This is a genomic window from Streptomyces fragilis (assembly GCF_003112515.1).
GTDB classification, from domain to species: domain Bacteria; phylum Actinomycetota; class Actinomycetes; order Streptomycetales; family Streptomycetaceae; genus Streptomyces; species Streptomyces fragilis.
In genome coordinates this window covers 127,097-152,102 of sequence record NZ_BEVZ01000003.1, presented here as the reverse complement: position 1 = coordinate 152,102, position 25,006 = coordinate 127,097, and the positions used below count along the sequence as shown (strand labels likewise).

Here is a 25,006-nt window from a genome sequence, read left to right as displayed (position 1 = left end):
GTACCCCCGGGTCGTGGCCGTCGGCGGGCTCGCGCGGCCCCCTGGGACGCGGCTGTCGGCGGGCTGTCGGCGCACTCCGCTCCCCCGTCGGCCGGCTGTCGGGAAAATGTCGGCGCGCTGTCGGCGTCGCCTGACAGCGTGGAGCCATGACACGCGACGACGACAAGACGCCCGCCCCCGCGGTCTCGGTACGGGGGCTCACGAAGAGGTACGGCGAGACCCGCGCGCTGGACGGTGTGGACCTGGACGTCCGTGAGGGCACCGTCCTCGGGGTGCTCGGCCCCAACGGCGCCGGCAAGACCACCCTGGTGCGGATCCTCTCCACGCTGATCGTCCCGGACGAGGGCCGGGCGACCGTCGCCGGGATCGACGTCCTGCGCCGGCCGCGCCGGGTGCGCCGGGTGATCGGACTCACCGGGCAGTACGCCGCGGTCGACGAGAAGCTCTCCGGCCGGGAGAACCTGTACCTGATCGGACGCCTCCTGGACCTGCCGTCCAAGGCCGCCCGGGCCCGCGCGGACGAGCTGCTGGAACGCTTCTCCCTCACCGACGCGGCCCGCCGTCCCGCCTCCACCTACTCCGGCGGCATGCGCCGCCGCCTGGACCTGGCGGCCTCGATGATCGGCAAGCCGCAGGTCCTCTTCCTGGACGAGCCGACCACCGGCCTCGACCCGCGCACCCGCAACGAGGTGTGGGACGAGGTGAAGCGGATGGTCGGCGAGGGCGTGACCGTGCTGCTCACCACCCAGTACATGGAGGAGGCCGAGCAGCTGGCCGGCGAGCTGGCGGTGATGGACCGCGGCCGGGTGGTCGCGGGCGGCGGCATCGACGAGCTGAAGGCCAGGGTGGGCGGCCGCTCGCTGCGGATACGGCCCGCCGACCGCGCCGACCTGCGGCCGCTGGCGGCCGCGCTGGACGCGCTGGGCGTCACCGGCCTCGCCACCGTCGCGGTGGACGCCGAGAGCGGCTCGGTGCGGGTGCCGGTGCTCAGCGACGAGCAGCTCACCACGGTCCTCGCGGCGGCCGCCTCGGGCGGCATCGCCCTGGCCTCGGTGGTCACCGAACTGCCCAGCCTGGACGAGGTCTTCCTCTCCCTCACCGGACACAAGGCGTCCGACACGTCCACCGACGCCGGCGCCCGGGCCGGCGCCGGCTCCGACCCGAAGCTCGAGGAGGCCGCCGTATGAGCGCCACCACCACCGCGCCCGTCCCCGCCGCCTCCCCGGCGCGGGACCTGGCCGACGACCACATCGGCCTGCGCGGCCACCTGCGGCACACCGGCGCGCTGATGCGGCGGAACCTGCTGTGGATCCGTCAGGACCCCGAGTCGATGTTCGACGCCGTGCTGATGCCGATCGTCTTCACCCTGCTGTTCGTCTACGTCTTCGGCGGCTCGATCGGCATGGCGCTGGGCGGCGGCCGGGACGCCTACGTCCAGTACCTGGTCCCCGGCATGCTCGCCATGATGGCGCTGTCGATGTCGATGTCGGTGGGCACCGGTTTCAACCAGGACATCCAGAAGGGCGTCATGGACCGGTTCCGTTCGCTGCCCATCGGGCGCGGATCGGTGCTGTTCGCCAAGATCGCCGTGGAGCAGCTGCGGGTCCTGCTGTCCACCGTGATCCTGCTGGTGGTCTCCCTGCTGGTCGGCTTCGAGATCGACCGGCCGCTCGGCCTGCTGGCGGCGGTGGGTCTGTCGATGCTCTTCGGGACGTCCCTGATGTGGGTGTTCCTCGCCATCGGCGTCACCGCGAAGAGCGCGCAGTCGGTGCAGGGGCTGGGGTTCATGGTGATGATGCCGCTGCAGTTCGGCTCGTCCCTGTTCGCCCCGACGTCCTCGATGCCCGGCTGGCTGCAGGCCTTCGCCGACTGGAACCCCCTGTCGGCCCTCGCGGACGCCTCCCGCGGCCTGATGGTCGGCGGCCCGGTCGCCCGCGACCTGTGGGTCACCCTGGGCTGGACGGCACTGCTGACGGCGATCATGGCGCCGTACGCCGTCCGCAAGTTCACCACGCGGAACTGAGCCGGGCCGCGGCGCCGCTCAGACCAGGGCCGCGGCCTCCTCGACGGGGAGGCCGCGGCCCTCGGCGTGGGCGGCCTCGTAGGCGGCGTCACCGAGGGCCGCGCGCAGGACCGACTCCGCGTGCTCCCCCAGGCGCCGTTCCGCGACGCCGCTCACGTGCTCCTCGCCCAGGGCGGCGACGGCGGCGCCGAGGCAGCGCGCGCCGTCCGAGGCCCTCTCGCCGCCGTGACCGGCGAGCGCCACCGCGGCCACGGTCAGCAGGAACGAGTGCAGGTGCGGGGCGATGGTGCGCGACAGCGAGTCGCCCGCGCCGCTCAGGGCGCGCCGGACGTGGCCGAGGGCCTCGGCGGAGCTGCCGTCCATGGCGTCCAGCAGGGCCTCGGTGCCGGCGATGAAGGAGTCGAAGACGATGAAGGCGGCGGCGGGGAACTCCTCGCGGATCTCCCGCACGTACCGGCGTGCCTCGGGGACGCGCCCGGTGACGCCGAGCCAGCTCGCCAGCACGATCCTGGCGGCCGGCCCCGACTCCTGGTCGCCGAGCGGCCCGCTGGCGATCACCTCGCGCAGCAGCCGCTCGCCGCGCTCCGGCCGCTCGGTCTCCAGCAGGACCGCTCCCAGGCGCGAGCGGAGCACGTCGCGCTGGGCGTGGGCGCCCAGCAGCTCCACCTGGCCGACGGCCTGGCGGTAGTCGTCGGCGGCCTGCTCGAACCGGCCGGCGCGCTCGTTGGCGGCTCCGCGGGCGCAGAGCGCCTCGGCGATGCTCCAGACGTCCCCCAGGCGGCGGCAGATCTCCAGCGACCGGGCCGCGTCGGCGACGGCGTCCCCGTCCCAGTCGGGGCGGTTGGCGATCAGGTTGGCCCGCATCTGGAGGGCGAGGGCGTGTTCCCAGGCGTGGTCGGGCCGGTCGGCCGTGGTGCGGACGGCGGCGTCCACGATCTCCCGGAGCCGTTCGACCTGACCGGTCAGCAGGACCGCGAAGAACCAGAGGGTGCCGGGGTTGCGGCACACCTGCGGCATGCCGGGCTCGTACGTCCGGGCGATGGCCCGCAGCTTCTCCTGCGCCGCCGGGTCCTGCCACGCCTTCAGCTCGCCCTTCATGTCCATGCACGCCAGGTGGACCAGGTGCACGCCCCTGCGGGCCTCCCACAGCCGGTCCCCGGCGATCGGCGGGGGCGTGTCGGTGCACCGCTCCCACAGGGGGACGGCGGCGGGCGCGCCGGGGGCGAAGGGGTCGGGGCCGAGGTCCATGACGGCGGTGCTCCAGTGCCGCGCCTCGCTGCGCAGGCCGCGGATCTGCCAGAACCAGGTCAGGGAGAGCACCAGGTACAGGGCCTCCTGCTCGTCGCGTTCGGTGACGGCGGTGCGCAGGGCGGTGCGCAGGTTCTCGTACTCGGTCTCCAGCCGCCCGATGGCGTCGAGTTGGCGGTCGCTGCGCAGCAAGGGGTCGTTGGCGCGGGCCAGTTCGCGGTAGTGGGTGAGGTGGAGGTGTGCGGTCGCCGCGTGTTCACCGGCCTCCGCGAGGCGTTCGCGGGCGTACTCGGCGACCGTTTCCAGGAGGCGGTAGCGCATGGCGCCATCGCCTGCGGGGGCGGCGACGACCAGGGACTTGTCGACCAGCGAGGCCAGCGCCTCCAGGGCGCGGGGGCCGCAGACGGCTTCCGCGGCGTCGAGGTCGCAGCCGCCGGCGAAGACCGACATGCGGCGCAGCACGGTGCGTTCGGCGTCGTCCAGCAGGTCCCAGGACCAGTCCACCACGGCGCGCAGGGTCTGCTGGCGGGGCAGCGCGGTGCGGCTGCCGGAGGTGAGGAGCCGGAACCGGTCGTCGAGCCGGTCCGCCAGCTGCCGGGGAGTGAGCATCCGCAGGCGGGCCGCGGCGAGTTCGATGGCCAGCGGCAGGCCGTCGAGGCGGCGGCAGATCTCGGCGCAGGCGGCGGCGGTCTCCGCGTCGGCGTCCACCCGGAAGCCGGGGCGGGCGGCGGCGCCCCGGTCGGCGAGCAGCCGCATCGCGTGGGGCTCCGGCAGCGGCTCCACCGGGCGGATCAGCTCCCCCGGCACGCCCAGGGGTTCGCGGCTGGTCGCGAGCACGGTGAGGTGGGGGCAGCGGGCGAGGAGCTCCTCCGCCAGGCGGGCGGCGGCCTCGATCACGTGCTCGCAGTTGTCCAGCACGAGCAGCAGCCGACGGCGGGCGCAGTGTTCGGCGAGCCGTCGCACCGGGTCGTCCGTGCGGTCGGTGGCGGCGCGCATCTCCTCCGCGCCGCCGCCGTACAGCACGGTCTCGCGGGCGCCGACGGCGGTGAGCACGGCCTCCGGGACGGCGGCGGGGTCGTCGACCGGCGCGAGCTCGGCCAGCCACACGCCGTCGGGGGCGACGCCGGCGGCGGTGGTGCGGGCCGCCTCCTGGGACAGCCGGGTCTTGCCCGCGCCGCCGGGACCGAGCAGCGTGACGAGACGGGCGCCGGCGAGGTCGCGGTGCAGCGCGGCGACGTCGGCGTCCCGGCCGACGAAGGAGGTGAGCGGGGCGCGCAGGTTCCCGGCGACGGCCGCCCGCGCGGGGGCGGCTCCGCCTGCACCGGGGCCCGCCTCCGCGGTCGCGGGGCCGCCCGTGGAGAGCGTCCCGCCCGGGCCGGTGGCCGTCCGGGCCGGGCCGGTGGCCGTCCAGTCCCGGGCGGGTGACGCCCCGCTGCGGCCGGGAGCCACACCGTCCGGGTGGGAAGTCGCACCGTCGTAGCCGGGGGTCGCACCGTCCGGGTGGGAAGTCGCACCGTCGTAGCCGGGGGTCGCACCGTCCGGGTGGGAAGTCGCACCGTCGTAGCCGGGGGCCGCACCGTCCGGGTGGGAAGCCGCACCGTATGGGCCGGGAGCCGAACCGTCCCGGCCGGGAGCCGCACCGCCCGGCCGGGGAGCCGCACCGTCGTAGCCGGGAGCCGGGCCGCCCGGGCCGGGGGCCGCACCGCTCGGGCCGGGAGCCGCACCGCTCGGGCCGGGAGCCGCGCCGCCTGGGCCGGGAGCCGCACCGTCGTAGCCGGGAGCCGGGCCGCCCGGGCCGGGAGCCGCACCGTCGTAGCCGGGAGCTACACCGTCCCGGCCGGGAGCCACACCGCCTGGACCGGGAGCCACACCGTCCGGGCCGGGGGCCGCGCCGTCCGGGTGGGTGAAGGGCGGCACGGTCGGGCTGGCGGGGTCGGTGAGGGGCGGCACGACGGTCCGGTCCCCCGTGGGCGGCGTTCCGGCGGAGCCGTCCGGGTGCGCCGGGGGCGTCGCAGCGCCGGGGGGCGCGGGCGGCGGCACGGCCGTTGCGTCCGGCCGGGTGAGCGGCGGCACGACGGCCCGGCCGGGGTCCGCCGGCGGCGTCACGGGGGAAGGGCTCGGGCCGCCCGGCGGCGGCGCGGTCGCGGGGTCCAGGTCCGCGGCGGGGTAGGGCGGTCCCGCGGGAGGCCACGCGGACGGCGCGCCGGTCGGCGCCCCGGCAGCGTGGGCGGACCCCGCGCGACCGGCAGCGTGCGCGTCCTCGGCGGCCTCGGCGCCGGCGGACCAGGCGTCCCCGGCGGCTTCGGCCCCGGCGGCGCGAGCGGTGCGGGCGTGCCCGGTGGAGTGCGCACCCGGGCTGGAGGACGGCGCGGTGGGCGGTGAGGCGAAGTTGGGGGAGGTTTCACCGCGCAGGAGGGCCGCGTGGGTGGCGCGGAGGGCCGGGCCCGGGTCGGCGCCGAGGGTGTCGGCGAGGTGGCGGCGCAGGGCCTCGTAGGCGGCGAGGGCCTCGGCGGGGCGGCCCGCGGCGGCGAGGGCGCGCAGCCGCAGGGCCTGCAGCGGCTCGTCCAGGGGGTGCGCCTCGCACAGGGCGGTGAGGTCGGGCAGGACGGCGGCGGCCTCGCCGAGGGCGAGCGCGGCGGTGAGACGGGCCCGGCGGGCGTCCAGGCGGCGGGCCTCCCAGCGGGCGGCCTCCGCCCCGGGGTGCGGCAGGTCGGCGAGGGCGGGCCCGCGCCAGAGGGCGAGCGCCTCGTCGAGGGTCGTGGCCGCCTCGGCGGGGTCGCCGTCGGCCAGTGCCCGCAGTCCGTCGGCGGTGAGCCGCTCGAAGCGGTACAGGTCCACGTCGTCGGGCCCCGCGTCCAGCAGGTAGCCGCCGTCGGCGGAGGCCACCGCCCCGGGACCGAGGAGCCGCCGCAGCCGCCCCACCAGGGCCTGCAGCGCACCCGTGGCGTCGGCGGGTGGGTCGCCCGACCAGACCTCGTCGACGAGGACGGACACCGGGACCGCGCGGCCGGGCCGCAGCGCCAGCAGGGACAGCAGCGTGCGCAGCTTCGCCCCGCCGACCGGTACGGGCGTGCCGTCGGGGCGGGTGACCTGGATGGTGCCGAGGACTCGGAAGCGCACGGCCCCATTGTCCATCGGACGAGGAGGTCCCCCGACCGGAGCCGTCCCGGCCGGAGGATCAGCGCGTGGCCGAGTGCCCGCGCTCCGCCTTCGTCCGCTTGTAGTAGTACCAGCACATGTTCGAGGACAGTCCGGCCAGCAGCACCCACACGATGCCCAGGCCCCAGGTGCCCTCGACGAAGGAGACGACGGCGGCGACCACGGACAGGACGCACACGACGAAGGCGTAGAGGGCGAGGCGGGGGCGGGGCATGGGGGTCGCTCCTGGTGCTACGTGGACGAAACGACAGCTGCTGACTGCCGTGCCTCCAGTGTCCCCCATGCCCCTGCCCGCGCTCGTGCCCCCCGGCGGTCACACGTCGGTGAGTCGCAGCCCCGCGTGGGCCTTGTAGCGGCGGTTGACGGAGATCAGGTTGGCGACCAGCGCCTCCACCTGGTGGGCGTTGCGCAGGCGGCCGGCGAAGACGCCGCGCATGCCGGGGATGCGGCCGGCGAGGGCCTGGACGATCTCGACGTCGGCGCGCTCCTCGCCGAGCACCATCACGTCCGTCTCGATCTCCTCGATCCCCGGGTCCTTGAGCAGGACGGCGGAGAGGTGGTGGAAGGCGGCGGTGACGCGGGAGCCGGGCAGCAGCGCGGCGGCCTGCTGGGCGGCGCTGCCCTCCTCGACCTGGAGCGCGTAGGCGCCCTTCTTGTCGAAGCCGAGCGGGTTGACGCAGTCGACGACCAGCTTGCCGGCGAGGTCCTCGCGCAGCGACTCCAGCGTCTTCGCGTGGCCCTCCCAGGGGACGGCGACGATCACGATGTCGCTGCGGCGGGCGCACTCGGCGTTGTCGGCGCCCTCGACGCCGTGGCCGATCTCCTCGGCGGCGGCGCGGGCGCGATCGGCGGCACGGGAGCCGATGATCACCTTCTGGCCCGCCCGGGCGAGGCGGTAGGCGAGGCCCTGGCCCTGGTCGCCGGTGCCGCCGAGGACGCCGACGGTCATCCCGGAGACGTCGGGGAGGTCCCACGGGTCCTTGGCGGGGGCCTTCTGCCCGGCGTTCTGCGCACCGTTGCGCGCACTGTCTGTAGTGGTCATGAGCCTGACTTTACGTGCGGAAAGCGCCTGCTCGGCGGTGGGATGGGTCACGTCGGCGAGCACGTCCCCGAGCGCGTCGGCGAGCGGGCCCGCCACCGTGCCGGGCCGCCGCGCCGGGCGATGCCGGCGGCCGCGTCAGCACGCGCCGTCCCCGTCGTCGGTTCGGACGAATCGGCGGCGAACCCCGCACCGCCGGAGGGCGCTTGCGGCACCATGCGCCGCATGGATGCCGTACGGGTGGCGCTGCTGCGCGAGGTCCTGGCCGGGACCCAGTGGCTGGACGCGACGCGCAGGTTCGCGGGGGCGCTGCGCGGGTCGGTGGTGTCGCACGGCGGCGGGCTGCTGCTGGTGGGCACGCCCGCCTACGAGCCGTGGCACCTGGCGGCGCACCTGGTGGACGAGGCGGCCTGGTCGGGGACGCCCGAGCTCTCCCCCACCCTGGTGCGGCACGCGGCGCGCGCCTCGGACCCGGCCCACCTGGCCGTCGGTCTCGGCCGAGTGGAGGCGGCGCGCCGCGGGGAGACGCTGCTGGTGGTGGCCCCCGACGCGACGGGCCCCGAGCTGCTGGAGCGGGTGCGCGACGCCCGGCGCGCCGGGGCGACGGTGCTGGCGCTGGCCGGGTCCCGCACCGGGGGTGCCGGGGGGCCGGAGGGGCACGAGGACCTGGCGGCGATGGCGCACGAGCTGCTAGGCCCGGCCGACGGGGCGGAGGCCGCCGTCGACCTGGACACGGTGCAGCACCTGGTCAGCGCGGCCGCCGGGGAGAACTCGGCGGCCGCGCCGCGCGGGCGGCGCAGGTTCCGGGACCGGCTGTCCCGCCTGGCCGACCAGCTGACGGCGCCGCCGCCCCCACGCTGGTAGAGCCGCCCCGCCGGGGTTTCACCACCCCTGGTCGCGGCCACTCCTGGTCGTGGCTAGCCCTGGTCGCGGCTACTCCTGGTCACCGCGTGCCGCGGGGTCGTGCCACTTGGGGTCGTTCTCCCACTCGAGGTTGCGCTCGCGGGCCGTCTCCATGGCGTGCTCGGCCTCACCGCGGGTGGTGTACGGGCCGAACCGGTCCTTGGCGGGGCACTCGGGCCCCTCCTCGACCTTCTTGTGCTGCAGGCAGTAGTACCACTCGCCCGGCTTGCCGGCCGCGCGCTTCTTGAACAGGGCCATGCCGTGTCTCCTTCCCTCGTCCACACGGGCTGATGCCGTATGCCCCGCTGGTTAGACTCGCAGGCATGTCTGCCCAGTCGCTGCTCGTACCAGGGGAGCTTTCTCCCACCCGATCCGTACCCGGAAACATCAGGCGGCCCGAGTACGTCGGCAAGCCCGCGCCGACGCCGTACACCGGCCCCGAGGTGCAGACTCCGGAGGTCGTCGAGGCGATGCGGGTGGCCGGCCGGATCGCCGCGCAGGCGATGGAGGAGGCCGCCAAGCACATCGCGCCGGGGGTCACCACCGACGAACTCGACAGGGTGGCCCACGAGTTCATGTGCGACCACGGCGCCTACCCGTCGACGCTGGGCTACCGCGGCTTCCCCAAGTCGCTGTGCACCTCCGTCAACGAGGTCATCTGCCACGGCATCCCCGACTCGACGGAGCTGCGCGACGGCGACATCGTCAACCTGGACGTCACCGCGTACATCGGCGGGGTGCACGGCGACAACAACGCCACCTACCTGGTGGGTGACGTCGACGAGGAGTCCCGGCTGCTGGTGGAGCGGACCCGCGAGGCGCTGAACCGCGCGATCAAGGCGGTCCGGCCGGGCCGGCAGATCAACGTGATCGGCCGGGTCATCGAGTCGTACGCCAAGCGGTTCGGCTACGGCGTGGTCCGCGACTTCACCGGGCACGGCATCAACACCTCCTTCCACTCCGGCCTGGTGATCCCGCACTACGACAGCCCGTACGCCACGACGGTGATGCAGCCGGGCATGACGTTCACCATCGAGCCGATGCTGACGCTGGGCACGTACGAGTACGAGATCTGGGACGACAACTGGACGGTCGTCACCAAGGACCGGCTGCGCACCGCCCAGTTCGAGCACACGCTCGTCGTCACCGACACCGGCGCCGAGATCCTCACCCTGCCGTAGGCACCCGCCGCGGGTCCGGGCGCTACGGCGCGCGGACCACGGCGAGCTCGGTCAGGCCGGAGTAGGTCAGCACCGGCTCCAGCAGCGACGAGGCGACGATCTCGAGTCTCTCCGCGTGGACGAACAGCACGCTGAGCCCGGCGCTGTCCAGGTAGTCCACGGCGGTGAGGTCGACCACCACCCGTTCGGGGCCGGCGTCGGCCTCCAGCGCCTCCAGCTCGCGGGCCAGCAGCCCGGCGTTGCCGAGGTCGATCTCACCGGCCACCGTCAGCAGCGGCCGCCCGCCGGGCGCGGTGCCGGGGGTCACGGTCAGCGGCGTCATCCTGCGATCCTCGTCCACATCCGAACCGTGGTCCCCGTCTCGCCCGGCGTGACGGTGACCTCCTGCATCATGGCGCGCATCAGCGCGATTCCCCGCCCGCGGTGGCGGCTGGCCTCCTCGCTGGGCGGCCTCCAGCGGCCGCTGTCCTCGACGGTGAGCCGGAGCTCGTCGGCGCTCGCCGCCGCCAGGAGCCGGACGGCTCCGCCGGGGGCGTCCCGGTGCCCGTGCTCGATCGCGTTGGCGCAGGCCTCGCCCGCGGCGACCAGGACCTTCTGGACCATCCCCTCCGGCAGGCCGCACCGCGACAGCCACCCCCGCAGCGTGCCGCGGGTGACGGCCAGCTCCGACGACTGCGCCGGGAAGGTCACCTGCAGCGGCCCGGGGTGGCGGTACAGCAGCAGGGCGACGTCGTCGTCGTAGCCGTTCTCGGGGGCGAGGAGGTCCATGACCCGTGCGGCGAGCTCGTCCGCGGGCAGGTTCCGGCCCTCCTGCAGCGCGTCCCCTGCCAGGCGGATGCCCTCGCTCAGCGGGCGGCGGCGCCGCTCGACCAGGCCGTCGGTGTACAGCAGCAGCGTCGAGCGCGGGGGGACGGTGCACTCCGCCTCGGGGCGCTCGGCGCCCGGCCGGACCGCCAGCGGCAGCGAGCGGCCCTGGTCGAGCAGGGTCACGCTGCCGTCGGGCCCGGCCAGGATGCCCGGGGGGTGCCCCGCGCCGGCGTAGACCAGCCGCCCGGTCTCCGGGTCGAGCACCCCGCAGAACAGGGTGGTGCACAGTGCGCCGGGGACGCCCGCGGCGAAGTGGTCGAGTGCGGCCAGCGTCCGGGCGGGCCCGGCCTCCTGGAGCAGCAGCGCCCGGCAGGCGCTGCGCAGCTGGCCCATCACGCTGGCGGCGTCCAGGCCCCGGCCCACGCAGTCCCCGACGACGATGCCGATGCGGCCGTCGGGCAGGGCGACGGTGTCGTACCAGTCGCCGCCGACCTCCAGGGGCGGGACGGCCGGCTCGTAGCGGACGGCGAAGCCCTGCGGCAGCCCGGCCGGGCCGAGGATGGCGCGCTGCAGGGCGAGCGCGGTGCGGCGGTGCTGGTCCACCTGGTGGGCGCGGGTCAGGCCCTGCGCGAGCCGGCCGCCCAGCAACGACAGCAGCAGCTGGTCCTCCGGGGTGAAGGGCCGCCGCCCTCCGAGGTCCACCCGGAGCACCATCGGGCCCTCGGGGTGCTCGAGGACGATGTGGGCGCGGGTGCCGTCGGCGGACGGGGTGAGCGCGGGGCGGTCGCGCAGGGCGGTGAGTTCCGTCCGCTCCTCCTCCGACAGGTGCTCCCACCGGCTGGCGGCCGGGCCGCCGACGGCGGCCACGCAGGGCTCGGGGCCGTCGCCGAAGACCACGGCGAGGACCTGCGCGGCCCGCCACACCCGGTGCAGCTCCTCCAGCGCGCCGGTCAGCGCCTCGTCCTGGCCGACGGCCTGGGAGAGCCTGAGCCCGAGGGCGGCCAGGGCGCTGTCCCGCTGCACGGCGTAGTGCTCGGCGGTGACGTCGCGGAAGGTGCCGACGACGACGCGGCGGCCGGTGTCCGGGTCGCGGGCCTCGTTGCAGCTGACCGACACCCAGATCCGCCGGCCGTCGGCGCGGTCCACGGCCACGGTGCAGCGGCCGGGCCGGCCGGAGAGCGCCTCGCGGAACGCCTGTCCCCACCGGTCGTGGGCCTCGCGGCCGGTCTCCTCCCAGGGGCGGTGGGGTCCGGGGAGGTCGTCCGGGCCGTGGCCGAGGATTTCGGCGTAGGCGGAGTTGACCTCGAGGATGGTGCCGGTCTCGTCGCAGACGAAGAACGCCTCCTGCAGGGCGTCGACCAGCGCCGCGCGCCAGCGGGCGTGCCGGCCGCGCATCCGCGCCAGCTCGACGTTGGCCCGGACCCTGGCCAGCAGCTCGGCGGCCGCGAACGGCTTGACGAGGTAGTCGTCGGCGCCGGCCTCGAGCCCTTCGATGGACGCCTCCTGGCCGGCCCGCGCGGACAGCAGCAGCACCGGCACGGAGGCGGTGCGGCTGTCCGCGCGCAGCGCCCCGACCATGGCCAGGCCGTCCATCCGCGGCATCATCACGTCGCCGACGATCAGGTCGGGCTGCACGGCGCGGGCGGCCTCCAGTGCCTCGACGCCGTCGCCGACGGCGCGGACCCGGTAGCCGGCGCCGGTCAGCAGGCGGGTGAGGTAGCCGCGCATGTCGGCGTTGTCGTCGGCGACCAGGACACGGGCCCCGGCCGTCTCCCGCGCCACCGCGGCCCCGGCGGCCACCGGGACACTCCCGCCCCCGGCGCCCGCCGCGGTGCCGGACCCCGCAGCCGTGCCGGAGCCCGCGCCGGAGCCCGTAGCCGCGCCGATGCCGGAGTTCGCGCCGGAGCCGGAACCTGTGCCCGTGCCCGAGCCCGTAGCCGTGCCGGTGCCAGAGCCCGCGCCCGTGCCGGAGCCGGAGCCGGAGCCGGAACCCGTAGCCGCGCCGGAGCCGGAGTTCGCGCCGGAGCCGGAACCTGTGCCCGTGCCCGAGCCCGTAGCCGTGCCGGAGCCTGAGCCCGCGCCGGAGCCCGTAGCCGTACCGGTGCCAGAGCCCGTGCCCGTGCCGGAGCCGGAACCCGTGACCGTGCCGGAGCCCGCGCCCGCGCCGGAGCCCGCGCCCGAGCCCGTAGCCGTGCCGGTGCCGGTGCCGGTGCCCATGCCGGAACCGGTGCCGGAGGAGCCGGTGTCCGTACCGTCCCCGGCGGGGCTCCCGGCACCGGCCCCGTCCCCGGCGGCGGCCCCCGTCCCGCCGGGTCGGCGGGCGACCGTGCCCGCGGCGTCCCCGGCCGGAGCCGTGGCGGCGCCGGTGCGGGCCGCTCCGGTGTCCGGGAGGGTGCCCAGCGCTTCCTGGACGTAGGGGCGGGCGTCCGCCGTGAGGGGGGCGGACTCGGCGGCCGGGACGAGGGAGTCGGCCGGCAGGTGGCCCGTGCCCAGGCGGAGCCGGACGGTGAAGACGGTGCCGCGGCCCTCGGTGCTCTCCGCGGTGATCGTTCCGCCGTGCAGCTGGACGAGCTCCTTCACCAGGGCCAGCCCGATGCCGCTGCCCTCGTGGGAGCGGGCCCGGGTGTGGCGGATGCGGTGGAAGCGGTCGAAGAGCCGGGACATCTCGTCCGCCGGGATGCCGACGCCCGTGTCCGCGAAGGTCACCACCGCCTCGTCGCCGTCCCGGCGCACGGCCACCCGGATGCCGCCCTCGAAGGTGAACTTCAGGGCGTTGCCCAGCAGGTTGAGGACGACCTTCTCCCACATGGACCGGTCCAGGTGCACCGGCTCCTCCAGCGGCGGGCAGTCGACGTCCAGGGTGAGGCCGGCCCGCTCGACGGCGGAGCGGAACACCCCCGCCAGGTCGGCGGTGGTCGCGCTGAGGTCGGCCGGCGCGAAGGCGGCCCGCATCCGGCCCGCCTCGATCTGCGAGAAGTCCAGCAGCGTGTTGACCAGGCGGCCCATCCGCAGCCCGTTGCGGTGGGCGACCTCCAGCTCGTCGCGCACCAGCTGGTCGGCGTCGGACAGCCGGCCGCGCAGTTCCTCCAGCGGCCCCATGATCAGCGTGAGCGGCGTGCGGAACTCGTGGCTGACGTTGGAGAAGAAGGCGGTCTTCGCCTCGTCCAGCTCGGCCAGCTCCTCGGCCCGCCGCTGCTGCGCCCGGTAGCTGCGGGCGCTGCCGATGCCCGCGGCGACGTGTCCGGCGACCAGCTCGACGAAGGACCGGTAGCCGTCGTCCAGCGGCCGGTACCGGTTCAGTGCGGCCACCAGGAACCCGTACGGCGTGCCGCCCTGCCGGGGCAGCGGCACCAGCAGCGCCTCGACCGGCGGCGCGTCCCAGGCGCCGTGGGGCAGTTCCCCCGCGCCGGCGGCGAGGGTGGTGAGGTCGACGGTCTCGGCGCCCTGGCCCGGCCCGGCCGCGGGCCAGCAGGCGAGGGCGTCGGGCGTCAGGACGAGCGGGGCGACGGGATGGCCGGGCTCGATGCCGCTGGCGCCGGCCAGCCGGGCCCCGCCGTGGTGGCCCTCGGCGCCCCCGGGCCCGCCGCCAGCGTCGGGCCCGGGGGCGAAGAGGTAGGTGAGGGTGAACGGCAGGTCCTGCGGGTTGCGGCCGAGCTGCCGGGCGGCGAAGTCCAGCATCTGCTGCTCGGTGCGCACCACGCTCGGGTCGGACCCCAGGTCGCGCAGGGTGGCCATGCGCCGCTCGCCGATGACCCGCTCGGTCTCCTCGGTGACCACGCAGAGCATGCCGACGATCTCTCCGGCGTCGTCCCTCAGCGGGCTGTAGGAGAAGGTGTGATACGTCTCCTCGCGGTAACCGGAGCGTTCCAGGAACAGTTGCAGCCCCTGGTCCCAGGTGGCCCGGCCGGTGGACAGCACGGTGCGGACGCGCGGGCCGATGGTGTCCCAGATCTCCGCCCACACCTCGGGGGCCGGCCGTCCGAGCGCCCAGGGGTACTTCTGGCCCAGCGTGTCGTGCCGGTAGGCGTCGTTGCAGAAGAACGTCAGCTCGGGACCCCACGCCATCCACATCGGGAACCGGGAGGAGAGCAGGATGCTCACCGCCGTGCGCAGGCTCTGCGGCCAGTCGGACGGGGGCCCCGGCGGGGTCGCCGCCCAGTCGACCGCGGCCAGGTCGCGCCCGACCTCGGGATCGGCGGCGAACACGTCCGCCCCGGCCGACGTGGAATCACCGGGGGAGAAGGAGCGTGCCATGGGAGGGCCTTTCGTCTCGACCGAGCACCCGTACACGGACGACGCGCCCGCCGCCGTCGTTTCACGGGAACCCCACACGCATTCCACAAGCTTCGTAGGATAAGCCGAACCCGTGGCTCTTACGGGCAGATCGCCTCCGATCCGCATCCGAACGGCGGCCGCCGCCGGAAGTACCTGCCGGGCCGTCCGTCCGCTCCCGCCGTCCTCGACCGCCCTCCGTCACATCCCCACCCCCCTCAGGAGACCCGGTGACCAAGACCGACCCCGTCCTCACCGTCGACCGGCACACGCACCCGTCGGGTGCGGCCGTGCTGCGGGCGACCGGCGAACTCGACCACCACACGGCCGGCGCCCTGCTGGGCGCCCTGGACGAGCTGGACCTCGCCCGGTCCGGCGGCCTCGTGATCGATCTCACCGGGCTCTCCTACTGCGACTCCACGGGCATCACCGTCCTCGTGACGGCCCACCACCGCGCCGAGCGGGCGGGCCGGCCGCTGGCCCTGGCCGGACTGGGGTCCGACCTGCGACAGATGTTCCACACCGTGGGGCTGGACCAGATCTTCACATTCCACGACGATGTGGACCAGGCTGTGAACGCGCTGCGAAGTTGAGCCGTCCGGCCCCGTTTGGGTTCGGCGGATCGGGGCATCGGGGATTTCTGCACTTCGTTATCCTGCCTGGGGGGCGCAGGCGTCCCGGCGGCGCGACAGGACAGACGGGCTCCGGAGAAGGACGGACGAGATGGCCATGACCTCCACGGCCCCTGCTCCCGCGCCGCCGACCCCGCAAACGGACCGCCACTCCTCCGTGGTGTTCTCCGACGACCGTGAGTGGGCGGGCCATCTGGTGCCCTTCGTCCGCGCCGGACTGGAGCGCGGCGAGCAGGTGCAGTACTTCGCCGCCACCACGGACCCGGACCGGGTGAGGGGCGTCCTGGCGTCCGCCGGCGTCGACGCGGCGCGGGCGGAGGGCGAGGGCCGCCTGGTGGTCACCACGGCGGAGCGGACCTACCTGTCGGGCCCGGCGTTCGACCCGGACGCCATGATGGGCCTCTGGCACCAGGCCATGGACACCGCGCGCGCGGAGGGACACCGCGGGCTGCGGGCGATCGGCGAGATGGCCTGGGGGGCACAGGGCGTGGCGGGGGCCGACCGCCTGCTGGAGTACGAGCTCCGGCTGCACCACGAGGTCTTCGAAGCGCTGCCGCTCACGGCGTGGTGCTTCTACGACAGCCGCCTGGTGCCCGCGCCCCTGCTGGCCCAGTTGGCCGGGGCGCACGTGCACCACCGCGGCGCCCCCGTCGCCGGTCCCGTCCTGCGTCTCGAGCCGCTGCCGGGGCGTACCGGCCTGCGGCTGTCGGGTTCGGCCGGGTACGACACCCGGTCCGCCGTGCGTTCCGCGGCGGCCGTGGTGTCGGGCTCCCCCGGCGGTGACGTGGAGCTGGACCTCTCCGGCCTCCGGCACCTGGACATCTCCTCGCTGGCCACGCTCGCCGAGGCCGCCCGACGCCGCAGCCGCGGACGCCTGCGTCTGCTGCACGCCCCTGCCCCCCTGAGACGGCTCCTCGGACTGTTCCCCGAACTCGGGGCCGCTGTGGAGATCGCCGACCGATGACGACGCACAGCCGAACCACCACGTACTTCCGGCAGCCGCCCGGTCGAGGGCCCGGCTCCGGGCTCTTCCACCCCGCGCTCTTCTACCGCTCCGAGGCGGAGTACCTCGACGGCGTGGGCCGGTTCGTGCGCACCGCCGTCCTGGGCCGCGGAGCGCAGGCGCTGGTCGTGGTCCCCGGGCCGCGGCTGGAGGCTCTGCGCGCGCACCTGGAGGACCTGGACGGGCGCGTCACCTGGCTCGACATGACGGAGGCCGGGCGCAACCCGGGCCGCCTGCTCTCCCTGTTCCGCGAGTTCGCGGACCGGCACGAGAGCTCGGAGTCCCGGCCGTCCATCGTGGGCGAGTGTGTGTACGCGGAGCGCGGGCCGGCCGGGACGGTGGAGGCGCTGCGCCACCAGGCCCTGGTCAACGTGGCCTTCGCGGGCCGCCGGGTCAGCGTGCTGACCCCGTACGACGTGACGCTGCCCGAGTCGGTGCTGGAGGCGGCCCGCCGCATCCACCCGGTGGTGACCGAGGACGGCGTGCGGCGGACCAGTCCCGACTTCGCCGACCCGCTGGACGTGTGCCGGTCCTTCGACACCCCGCTCCCGGACCCCGTCGACCCGCTGGTGGTCGAGTTCGGCGAGCACGAGCTGGCGCTGGCGCGCGGCACGGCGGAGGACTGGGCGTCGCGCTGCGGGCTCCCGCCGGCCCGGCGCACCGACTGGCTGCTGGCCATCGGCGAGGCCACCGGCAACTCGGTGCGGCACGGCGGCGGGCGGGGCACGCTGCGCATGTGGCGCGCCGAGAACTCGCTGGTCGCCGAGATACGCGACGACGGGCAGCTGACCGATCCGCTGGTCGGCCGCCGGCGCCCCGACCCGCGTTCGCCGCACGGCGGCCGCGGGGTGTGGATCATGCACCAGCTCTGCGACCTGGTCGAGATGCGCACCGGGCCGGACGGGCTGGTGCTGCGCCTCCACATGGCGGTGGGGTGACCCGCCCCGCGCGCTGAGCGCGGGCGTCCGCACTCTCCCCGTCACTCCTCGAACAGCGGCTCCTGCACGCTCTCGTCCTGCTGCCTGCCGACCCGGCGGTTGCGGCTGCCCACCACGCACGCCGTCGCCGCGCCCACCGCGGCGAACACGGCCGGCACCATCCACCCCTTGTTGAGCGCGTGCCCGAGCAGGTGGTCGAGCGAGAGCCGCCCGGGCCCGGTGACGGCCAGGCCGGCGGCCGTGAGGCCGAGCGAGGCCGCGTACTCGTAGCCGCCGCTCTGCGCGAAGAAGCCCTGCGGGGCGTGGACCGCCGCCGCTCCCGCCATCGCCCCCGCGGCCGCCGCCCCCGCCGCGGGCGTGGCCAGGCCGAGGGCCAGCAGCAGGCCGCCGCCGGTCTCGGCGGCGCCCGCCATGGCGGCGCTGGCCCGGCCCGGGGTGTAGCCGATGGACTCCATCCACTGCCCGGTGCCCTCCAGCCCGTGGCCGCCGAACCACCCGAACAGCTTCTGCGCGCCGTGCGCAGCGAGCACGCCGCCGGTGCCCGCGCGGAGCAGCAGCAGGCCGAGATCACGCCGGTCGAAACTCGTCACGTCGACTCCTTGCACCCGGGACCGGTCAGGACCGGTCCCGAGTCCCCAGCTTTGCGCCGTTCCATCCGCGCGGACGAGTGATCTGCCAGGGGCGTGGGGAGGTAACCCAGCCGTCATCTGCATGTCGTGTCCTCAACAACGGGGGGTCGTCCTGTCCCGCTCGAATGCCTTCCGCACCCCGTCCTCGTCCCGGAAGGCCACCATGCCCTCGCCCACCGGTCCGCACTCCGCCGAGCTCAGGAACGCCGCGCTCTCGCTCGGGCGCCGAAGATTCCTGACCACCACCGCCGCGGCGGCCGCGCTGGCCTTCGCGGTGGGCCTGCCCGGCGCCGGCACCGCCGCCGCCGACGAGCTCGAACCCGCCGGGCTGTCCGAGGACCCGTTCACGCTGGGCGTGGCCTCCGGCGACCCGCTGCCGGACTCGGTGGCGCTGTGGACCCGGCTGGCCCCGCGGCCCCTGGACCCCGGCGGCGGGCTGCCGGACCGGCGGGTCTCCGTGCACTGGGAGCTGGCCCACGACGAACGCTTCACCCGCGTCGTGCGGCGCGGTCACGCCTGGGCGCACCCGGAGTTCGACCACGCCGTGCACGTCGACGTGCGCCACCTGCGGCCCGGCTCGGAGTACCACTACCGCTTCCGCGCGGGCGACTGGGTGAGCCCGGCGGGCCGCACCCGCACCGCGCCCGCGTTCGGCGCCCGGGTCGACCGGCTGCGCCTCGGCGTGGTCTCCTGCCAGCGCTACGACCAGGGGCACTGGACCGCCTACCGCCACCTGGCCGGCGAGGACCTGGACGCGGTCTTCCACCTCGGCGACTACCTCTACGAGTACGCCGTCGACGCCAAGGGCGGCGCCCGCAACTACACGGACCGGGTGATCCCCGCCCACTTCGCCCACGAGACGGTGACGCTGGAGGACTACCGCCTGCGGTACGCCCTCTACAAGTCCGACCCGGACCTGATTGCCGCCCACCTCGCGCACCCGTTCGTGGTGACCTGGGACGACCACGAGACCGAGAACAACTACGCGGGCGACCACCCGGAGGGCTCCGTCCCGCCCGAGGAGTGGCTGCTGCGCCGCGCCGCCGCCTACCGCGCGTACTGGGAGAACATGCCGCTGCGCGCCGCCCAGCGGCCCGAGGGCCCGGACCTGCGGCTGTACCGGCGGATGCACTGGGGCCGGCTGGCCCAGTTCGACGTCCTGGACACCCGGCAGTACCGCACCGACCAGGCGAACGGGGACGGCTGGAAGACGCCCACCCCCGAGTCCGAGGCCGAGTCGATGACGCTGACCGGGGCGGAGCAGGAGCGGTGGCTCGTCGACGGCTGGCGCCGGTCGTCCGCGGTGTGGAACGTGGTCCCGCAGCAGGTCACCTTCAGCCGCCGCAACCACCCCACCGCGGGCAACACCACGCGGTCCATGGACTCCTGGGACGGCTACCCGGCCTCCCGGCGGCGGGTGCTGGAGGGGTGGAAGGCGTCCGGCCGGGAGAACCTGATGATCCTCACCGGCGACGTCCACGTGCACTACGGGCTGGACGTCAAGGAGGACTTCGACGACCCGTCCTCGCGGACGCTGGGCACCGAGATCGTCACCACCTCCATCTCCTCGGGCGGCGACGGCTCGGAACGGCCGTCCAACTGGGCCGGCTACCACGCGCGCAACCCGCACCTGCGGTTCTACAACGGGCTGCGGGGCTACACCACGGTCGAGCTGGGCCGGCGGGAGGCCAGGACGGAGTTCAAGACCCTCCCCAGGATCACCACGCCGGGCGAGCCGCTGACGGTGGCCGCCGCGTTCACCACGGAGGCCGGCAACCCGGGGCTCACCCCGGCCTGACGGCACGCCGCCCGGGGCGCGGGCGGTCGGCCCGCGCCCCCGGAAGGCAGGACGGCTCCCCCGGTGAGCTCCCCCGGTGGGCTGCCCCCGGGGACGCCGTCACTCGCCCGGGTAGCGGACTCCGACCTGGTCGCGGATCGCGTCGAGGGTGCGCATGACGGCGAGGGTCGACTCCAGCGGGACCAGCGGGGACTCGGTCTCCCCGGCCCTGATCGCGCGCATCACCTCGAGCGCCTCGTGCCGGAAGCTGCTGCGCAGGCCGTCACCCGAGGTGAGCGTGAACTCCTGCAGCTCCTTGCCCTCGCGGTGCAGGACGAAACGATCCGCCTGGAAGAAGCCGTCGGGCACGTCGATCCGGCCGCGGGTGCCGGTGACGGAGGCGGTGATGCCCGTCGCACCGACGATGGAGCAGTGCACCAGACCGAGAGCACCGCTCTCCCAGCCGAGCACCGCTCCGGTCTGCAGGTCGACGCCCTCCGGCGAGAGCACCGACTGCGCGGTGACCCGGTCCGGCTCCCCCAGCAGCATCTGCGCGAAGGCGATCGGGTAGACCCCGAGGTCGAGCAGCGCCCCGCCGCCCTGCTGCGGATCGCGCAGCCGGTGCGCGACCGGGAACGGGCCGGCCAGGCCGAAGTCGGCCTGCACCGTCCGCACCTCGCCGATCTCGCCCTCCTCCACCAGCTGCCGCATCCGGCGCACCAGCGGATTGCAGGCGGTCCACATGCCTTCCATCAGGAAGCGCCCGCGCTCCCGCGCCAGCGCGACCAGTTCCTGCGCCTCCCGCAGGTTCAGCGTGAACGGCTTCTCGCACAGCACGCCGCGCCCGGCCTCCAGGCACATCCCGGCGGCGGCCCGGTGGGCGGTGTGCGGGGTCGCGACGTACACCACGTCGACGTCCTCGTCGGCGGCCAGCGACGCCCAGTCCCCGTACGCCTTCGGGATGCCGAACCGCTCGGCGAACGCGTCGGCCGACTCCTGCGACCGCGAGCCGACCGCCACCAGCTCGGCGTCCGGGATGTCGACGAGGTCACCCGCGAAAGCCGCGGCGATCCCGCCCGTGGCCAGAATTCCCCACCGCACCGTCTCAGCCATCCCGGCCGCTCCTCACCTCGTGACATCAGCCCTGCGCAGAGCATAGATCGGGCGCCGCGCGCTCCGGCCCGCACGGCTGGGACGTCTCACGGACCGGGCACCCCGGCGTGCCGGAGCCGGGCTTCGGGGGGACCGAGGCCGGACGGCGGCGGACGGGCGCGCGGACGGGAGCGGCGTCCCGGGCCGGACGGCGGCGGGAGGGAGCGCGGACGGCGGCGGGAGGGAAGGCGGGCGGTGGCTGCGACAATCGGAGGGTGAACATCGTGTCGTCCCCCGCCGAGACCCTCCGGACCGCGCTCGCGGCGCTGCTCGACGGACTCCCGCCCCGGCAGGCCGCCCAGGCCGTGGACCGGCTGATCGCCAACTACCGCGGCCGGACCCCCACCGACGCCCCCATCCTGCGCGACCGCGCGGACGTGGCGGCGTACGCGGCCTACCGGATGCCGGCCACCTTCGAGGCGGTGCGCTCGGCGCTGGAGGCGTTCGCCGCGGCGGTCCCGGGGTGGACGCCCGCCTCGCACGTGGACGTGGGCGGCGGCACCGGCGCGGCCACCTGGGCGGTCACCGCGGCCTGGGACGGGGAGCGGCCCGTGACCGTGCTGGACTGGGCGGAGCCCGCCCTCGCGCTCGGCCGCGAGCTTGCCGCCGCCAACCCGGCCCTTGCCGGGGCGCGCTGGCAGCGCTCGCGGATCGGAGCGGCGCTCCGGATCGAGAGCACCGATCTCGTCACGGTGTCCTACGTCCTCGGTGAGCTCACCGACCAGGACCGCGCCCACGTCGTCGACGCCGCGGCCGCCGCCGCCCCGTCCGTCGTGGTCGTCGAACCCGGCACCCCCGACGGCTACGCCCGTGTGATCGCCGCCCGGGACCGCCTGATCGCCGCCGGCTTCCGCGTCGCCGCCCCCTGCCCGCACAGCGCGGCCTGCCCGATCGTCCCGGGCGAGGACTGGTGCCACTTCTCGGCCCGGGTCAGCCGCTCCTCCCTGCACCGTCAGGTGAAGGCCGGCTCGCTGCCCTACGAGGACGAGAAGTTCAGCTACGTCGCGGCCACCCGGCTGCCCGCGGACGAGGTCTCCCCGGCCGCCTCCCGGGTGGTGCGGCGCCCGCAGATCCGCAAGGGGCAGGTGCTGCTCGACCTGTGCGAGGCCGAGGAGCAGTTGCGCCGCCACACGGTGACCAAGCGCCACGGCGACCTCTACAAGGCGGCCCGGGACGCCGACTGGGGGGACTCCTGGCCGCCCGTCGAGCCCGGCAATTACCATGAAATCAGGCAATGACCTCCGACCGGAACGCCGGGCGCATTTCCGCCGGCTCGCCCCGGAGGCACGTGGCGGTGCGACCATGGGGCATGTTGTCCGCACCATCGGTGAGGCGAGGGGATAGATGAGCGCGACGTTCGGCGGCCGTCCCGGCCGGCAGAGCAGGATCTCCCGGTGGCTGCGCGGACGGCGTCCGCAGGAGGCCGTCGGGTCCGAGGACCGTGAGGCCCTGCTCCTCGCCGCCGCGGCCGCGGGGCTGCCGCTCGCGCCCGCCGCGCACCCGGTCGGCTACCGGTGTTCGTGCGAACGGGTCGGCTGTCCGACCCCCGCCCGCCACCCGGTCTCCTTCGCCTGGCAGACGCAGTCCACCACGGATCCCGCGCAGGTCGAGCGCTGGGCGCGCGGCAACCCCGAGGCCAACTTCATCACCGCCACCGGCATGCTCCACGACGTGCTGGACGTGCCCCTGGAGGCGGGCCGCGCGGCGCTGGAGCGGCTGCTCGCCGAGGGTGTCGGCGTCGGGCCGGTCGCCGAGAGCGACGACGGGCGGATGCTCTTCTTCACCGAGACCCGCGGCACGCCCGAGGACGAGGACGAGTGGTGGCCCTGCGAGCTGGACTCGCACCCCGAGACCGACGAGGACCATCCCGGCCTGCGGTGGCACTGCCGCGGCTCGTACGTCCTGGTGCCGCCCGCCCGCCTGCCGGGTGACGACGGCCGGTCCGTGCGGTGGGTGCGCGGCCCCGAGCACGCCCTGCCGGAACCGCTGCTGCTGCTCGAGACCCTCACCGACGCCTGCGAGAAGTACGTCGGCGAGGAGCCCACCGGCGCGGTCTGGCCCCTCCAGCGCTGACCTCCCGCCCGGCGGCCGGAGGCGGGGCGGGGCGGGCGACCTGCCGCTCCCGCACGCGCGGCGGCTACTCCCCGCGCGCCGCGGTGAGCCCCGGGACCCGGCTGAGGAAGACGGCCTGCCCCTTGCGCGGCACCCGCACCGCCTGCTGCGAGACGTACTCCATGGTCAGCGTCTGGCCGACCTCGCCGGTGATCAGCGCCCGCACGTCCGCGTTCTGCACCGGTATCTCCGTGCCCGGCGCGGCCGTCAGCCGCTCGAAGTGCCGGGTCGCGAAGAACACCAGCGCCCCGCCGTCGGCGGTCCGCAGCCCCAGCGGCGCGTAGTCGCCCTTGGTGAGCGCCTCGTCCTTGAACTGCCGCACCAGCCCCGGCCGCTTCTCGTTGCGCTTGCGCTGCTCGCGCACCACGCTCGTGTGCGGCCCCTGGGCGAAGGCGTCGCCGCCGCCGCCGAGGTAGTCCGCGTACGCCTTGCTCAGCTTCGACGGCGGGAGGGCCAGCTGGTCGCCCGCCGCGGCGGGCACCGCGTGGCCGTCCTCGTCCTTGCGGAAGTCCGGCACGTCGTCGGGGTCGAGGAGCGTCAGGTAGGCCGCCTGCCAGGGCTCCTTCGCGTGCTCCTTGACGAACACCAGCATCCAGCGGGCGTCGCCGCCCTTGTTGCCCCGGGCGTCCGCGAGGAACCAGCGCGGCCAGCCCGCCTTGGCGGGGATGGTGTACCGCGCGTCGCTCAGCCGCAGCGGCTCGTGGGCCGCGTTGCCCTCGGGGTGGTTGGCGTGGCGCGCCTTCAGCCGCGCGCCGTCTATGGCGCCGAACGCGCCGGTGACCCGGTCCTCGTCGAGGCTCCGGTCGTACGCCTCGTCCGCGGCGTTGTAGGCGTCGGTGAACGTCCGCAGCGCGCCGGCGGCCTCCTTCGGGGTGGCGGCCGGCAGGACCTCCCGCTCCCCGTGCACCACGACGCACCCGCTCAGGGCCAGGGACAGCGCGGCCAGGACGGCCGGCAGGACGCGACGCCCCCTCGTGCTCTTCAACTCGCCTTCTCCTTCCGGCTTACGCAGCGGCACCCTACCCGTGACGGGCGGCCCGCGCGGGCGGTACCGGGGGGATGCTTGAATGCGCGACGTGACTCCTTACGACGTGCTCAGGGTCTTCTGCGACGCCGGGCGCGGCTACGGCAACGAACTCGCCGTGGTCCGCGACGGCTCCAAGATCCCCGGCGAGACCGAACGGCAGGCGATGGCCGCCGAACTCGGCTGCAGCGAGACGGTGTTCGTCGACGACCCGGAGCGCGGTGTGATCGACATCTACACCCCGGCGCTGCGGCTGCCGTTCGCCGGCCACCCCTGCGTCGGCGCCGCCTGGCTGCTGGACCTGCCCGAGCTGATCACCGCCGCCGGCGAGGTGGGGGTCCGGCTGGACGGCGAGTTCACCTGGATCGAGGCCCGCGCCGAGTGGGCGCCGCCGCGCGTCCTGCGCCAGTACGCCTCCGCCGTGGAGGTGGACTCCCTCGAGGTGCCGGAGAAGGGCGAGTGGATCTACGCCTGGGCGTGGGAGGACGAGGCCGCGGGCCGCGTCCGGGCCCGCGCCTTCCCCGGCCGGGACGACGGCATCGACGAGGACGAGGCGACCGGCGCGGCCGCGCTGCTCCTGACCCAGCAGCTGGGCCGCGCCCTGAACATCGGCCAGGGGGCCGGCTCGCAGATCCTGACGGCGCCGCAGCCGAACGGCTGGGTGGAGATCGGCGGCCGCGTCGTTCTGGAACGCTGAGCCCATGAGCGAACACCGGATGTGGGACTCGGTCGAGGACCTGTGGGCCTGGGTGGACCGGAACGGCACGCGGCCCCGCGAGCAGGAACTGCTGCTGGCGGTGCTGAAGCTGTCCGAGGAGATCGGTGAGACGGCGCAGGCCGTGATCGGCACGCTGGGCCACAACCCGCGCAAGGGCGTCACCCACGACTGGGACGACGTGCAGGCCGAGCTGTGCGACGTGGCGCTCAGCGCGCTGGTCGCGCTGCGGATGCTCACCCCGGACGCGGCCGGGGTGTTCACGGCCCATGTGGAGGGCGTCCGCCGACGGTCCCGGGCGGCCGAGGCGGGGAAGGCCCGCCCGCAGGACGGCGCCTGACCGTCCCCGGCGGCCCCCTCCTCGCGACCGGCCGGACGAGCGGGCCGGAGCG

General features: G+C 75.5%; 21 protein-coding genes. 12 read left to right on the top strand and 9 right to left on the bottom strand.

Annotated elements, in window-relative coordinates; all coding sequences use genetic code 11:
• The first annotated feature begins 146 nt into the window (after positions 1-146).
• Together Sfr03f_RS11285 and Sfr03f_RS11280 are read left to right on the top strand one after the other, a co-directional pair.
• Complete coding sequence (locus Sfr03f_RS11285; RefSeq protein ID WP_108953710.1) at positions 147-1,187, top strand: ATP-binding cassette domain-containing protein; 1,041 nt, start codon at positions 147-149, stop codon at positions 1,185-1,187.
• Positions 1,184-2,023 (top strand): ABC transporter permease, encoded by an 840-nt coding sequence (locus Sfr03f_RS11280; RefSeq protein WP_108953709.1) that lies wholly within the window; start codon positions 1,184-1,186, stop codon positions 2,021-2,023. Before Sfr03f_RS11285 ends, Sfr03f_RS11280 begins: the two co-directional genes overlap by 4 nt.
• 18 nt (positions 2,024-2,041) lie before the next feature.
• Here the strand turns inward: Sfr03f_RS11280 and Sfr03f_RS11275 are convergent, their stop codons facing one another.
• The 3 genes from Sfr03f_RS11275 to npdG are packed head-to-tail and all read right to left on the bottom strand — an operon-like array spanning position 2,042 to position 7,472.
• Positions 2,042-6,406, bottom strand: a complete 4,365-nt coding sequence (locus Sfr03f_RS11275; protein ID WP_108953708.1) for an AfsR/SARP family transcriptional regulator — start codon at positions 6,404-6,406, stop codon at positions 2,042-2,044.
• A 43-nt stretch (positions 6,407-6,449) separates the two neighbouring features.
• Positions 6,450-6,713: a hypothetical protein gene (locus tag Sfr03f_RS11270; protein WP_372514412.1), complete on the bottom strand. Its 264-nt coding sequence runs from the start codon at positions 6,711-6,713 to the stop codon at positions 6,450-6,452.
• A 30-nt stretch (positions 6,714-6,743) separates the two neighbouring features.
• Positions 6,744-7,472, bottom strand: a complete 729-nt coding sequence (npdG, locus tag Sfr03f_RS11265) for an NADPH-dependent F420 reductase (RefSeq protein ID WP_108953706.1) — start codon at positions 7,470-7,472, stop codon at positions 6,744-6,746.
• A gap of 222 nt (positions 7,473-7,694) precedes the next feature.
• Between npdG and Sfr03f_RS11260 the strand changes: the two genes are divergently transcribed.
• The gene (locus Sfr03f_RS11260) at positions 7,695-8,333 is read left to right on the top strand and encodes a hypothetical protein (RefSeq protein WP_108954062.1); all 639 of its coding nucleotides are present in this window, start codon (positions 7,695-7,697) and stop codon (positions 8,331-8,333) included.
• Positions 8,334-8,402: 69 nt separating this feature from the next.
• On the opposite strand, the gene Sfr03f_RS11255 is transcribed toward Sfr03f_RS11260, so the two are convergent.
• On the bottom strand, positions 8,403-8,630 hold the full coding sequence (locus Sfr03f_RS11255; protein WP_108953705.1) for a hypothetical protein: 228 nt from the start codon (positions 8,628-8,630) through the stop codon (positions 8,403-8,405).
• A 65-nt stretch (positions 8,631-8,695) separates the two neighbouring features.
• Here Sfr03f_RS11255 and map point away from each other — a divergent pair, with 65 nt between their 5' ends.
• The gene (map, locus tag Sfr03f_RS11250) at positions 8,696-9,553 is read left to right on the top strand and encodes a type I methionyl aminopeptidase (RefSeq protein WP_108953704.1); all 858 of its coding nucleotides are present in this window, start codon (positions 8,696-8,698) and stop codon (positions 9,551-9,553) included.
• Positions 9,554-9,575: 22 nt separating this feature from the next.
• On the opposite strand, the gene Sfr03f_RS11245 is transcribed toward map, so the two are convergent.
• Positions 9,576-9,875, bottom strand: a complete 300-nt coding sequence (locus Sfr03f_RS11245; protein WP_108953703.1) for an STAS domain-containing protein — start codon at positions 9,873-9,875, stop codon at positions 9,576-9,578.
• Entirely contained in the window at positions 9,872-14,614 is a 4,743-nt protein-coding gene (locus Sfr03f_RS11240) for a SpoIIE family protein phosphatase (RefSeq protein ID WP_159105619.1), read from the bottom strand. Before Sfr03f_RS11240 ends, Sfr03f_RS11245 begins: the two co-directional genes overlap by 4 nt.
• A 248-nt stretch (positions 14,615-14,862) precedes the next feature.
• Here Sfr03f_RS11240 and Sfr03f_RS11235 point away from each other — a divergent pair, with 248 nt between their 5' ends.
• From Sfr03f_RS11235 to Sfr03f_RS11225, 3 genes are all read left to right on the top strand, one after another.
• Positions 14,863-15,225 (top strand): STAS domain-containing protein, encoded by a 363-nt coding sequence (locus tag Sfr03f_RS11235; RefSeq protein WP_108953701.1) that lies wholly within the window; start codon positions 14,863-14,865, stop codon positions 15,223-15,225.
• A gap of 130 nt (positions 15,226-15,355) precedes the next feature.
• The gene (locus Sfr03f_RS11230; RefSeq protein ID WP_108953700.1) at positions 15,356-16,228 is read left to right on the top strand and encodes an MEDS domain-containing protein; all 873 of its coding nucleotides are present in this window, start codon (positions 15,356-15,358) and stop codon (positions 16,226-16,228) included.
• On the top strand, positions 16,225-17,205 hold the full coding sequence (locus Sfr03f_RS11225; RefSeq protein WP_108953699.1) for a sensor histidine kinase: 981 nt from the start codon (positions 16,225-16,227) through the stop codon (positions 17,203-17,205). The genes Sfr03f_RS11230 and Sfr03f_RS11225 overlap by 4 nt, the downstream gene beginning before the upstream one ends.
• 41 nt (positions 17,206-17,246) lie before the next feature.
• On the opposite strand, the gene Sfr03f_RS11220 is transcribed toward Sfr03f_RS11225, so the two are convergent.
• Positions 17,247-17,795, bottom strand: coding sequence for a DoxX family protein (locus Sfr03f_RS11220; protein WP_108953698.1), 549 nt, complete (start codon positions 17,793-17,795; stop codon positions 17,247-17,249).
• 202 nt (positions 17,796-17,997) lie between these two features.
• Here Sfr03f_RS11220 and Sfr03f_RS11215 point away from each other — a divergent pair, with 202 nt between their 5' ends.
• A complete protein-coding gene (locus tag Sfr03f_RS11215; RefSeq protein ID WP_108953697.1) occupies positions 17,998-19,632 on the top strand; it encodes an alkaline phosphatase D family protein in 1,635 nt (544 codons plus the stop codon).
• A gap of 99 nt (positions 19,633-19,731) precedes the next feature.
• On the opposite strand, the gene Sfr03f_RS11210 is transcribed toward Sfr03f_RS11215, so the two are convergent.
• On the bottom strand, positions 19,732-20,724 hold the full coding sequence (locus tag Sfr03f_RS11210) for a Gfo/Idh/MocA family protein (protein WP_174721572.1): 993 nt from the start codon (positions 20,722-20,724) through the stop codon (positions 19,732-19,734).
• Positions 20,725-20,978: 254 nt separating this feature from the next.
• On the opposite strand from Sfr03f_RS11210, the gene Sfr03f_RS11205 reads away from it, so the two are divergent.
• Complete coding sequence (locus tag Sfr03f_RS11205) at positions 20,979-22,001, top strand: small ribosomal subunit Rsm22 family protein (RefSeq protein ID WP_108953696.1); 1,023 nt, start codon at positions 20,979-20,981, stop codon at positions 21,999-22,001.
• A gap of 106 nt (positions 22,002-22,107) precedes the next feature.
• A complete protein-coding gene (locus Sfr03f_RS11200; RefSeq protein ID WP_108953695.1) occupies positions 22,108-22,836 on the top strand; it encodes a bifunctional DNA primase/polymerase in 729 nt (242 codons plus the stop codon).
• 64 nt (positions 22,837-22,900) lie between these two features.
• Here the strand turns inward: Sfr03f_RS11200 and Sfr03f_RS11195 are convergent, their stop codons facing one another.
• Entirely contained in the window at positions 22,901-23,860 is a 960-nt protein-coding gene (locus tag Sfr03f_RS11195; RefSeq protein ID WP_245967521.1) for an SCO2278 family lipoprotein, read from the bottom strand.
• Positions 23,861-23,951: 91 nt separating this feature from the next.
• On the opposite strand from Sfr03f_RS11195, the gene Sfr03f_RS11190 reads away from it, so the two are divergent.
• On the top strand, positions 23,952-24,596 hold the full coding sequence (locus tag Sfr03f_RS11190; protein ID WP_108954059.1) for a PhzF family phenazine biosynthesis protein: 645 nt from the start codon (positions 23,952-23,954) through the stop codon (positions 24,594-24,596).
• Positions 24,597-24,600: 4 nt separating this feature from the next.
• The gene (locus Sfr03f_RS11185) at positions 24,601-24,954 is read left to right on the top strand and encodes a MazG-like family protein (RefSeq protein WP_108953694.1); all 354 of its coding nucleotides are present in this window, start codon (positions 24,601-24,603) and stop codon (positions 24,952-24,954) included.
• The last annotated feature ends 52 nt before the right edge of the window (positions 24,955-25,006 follow it).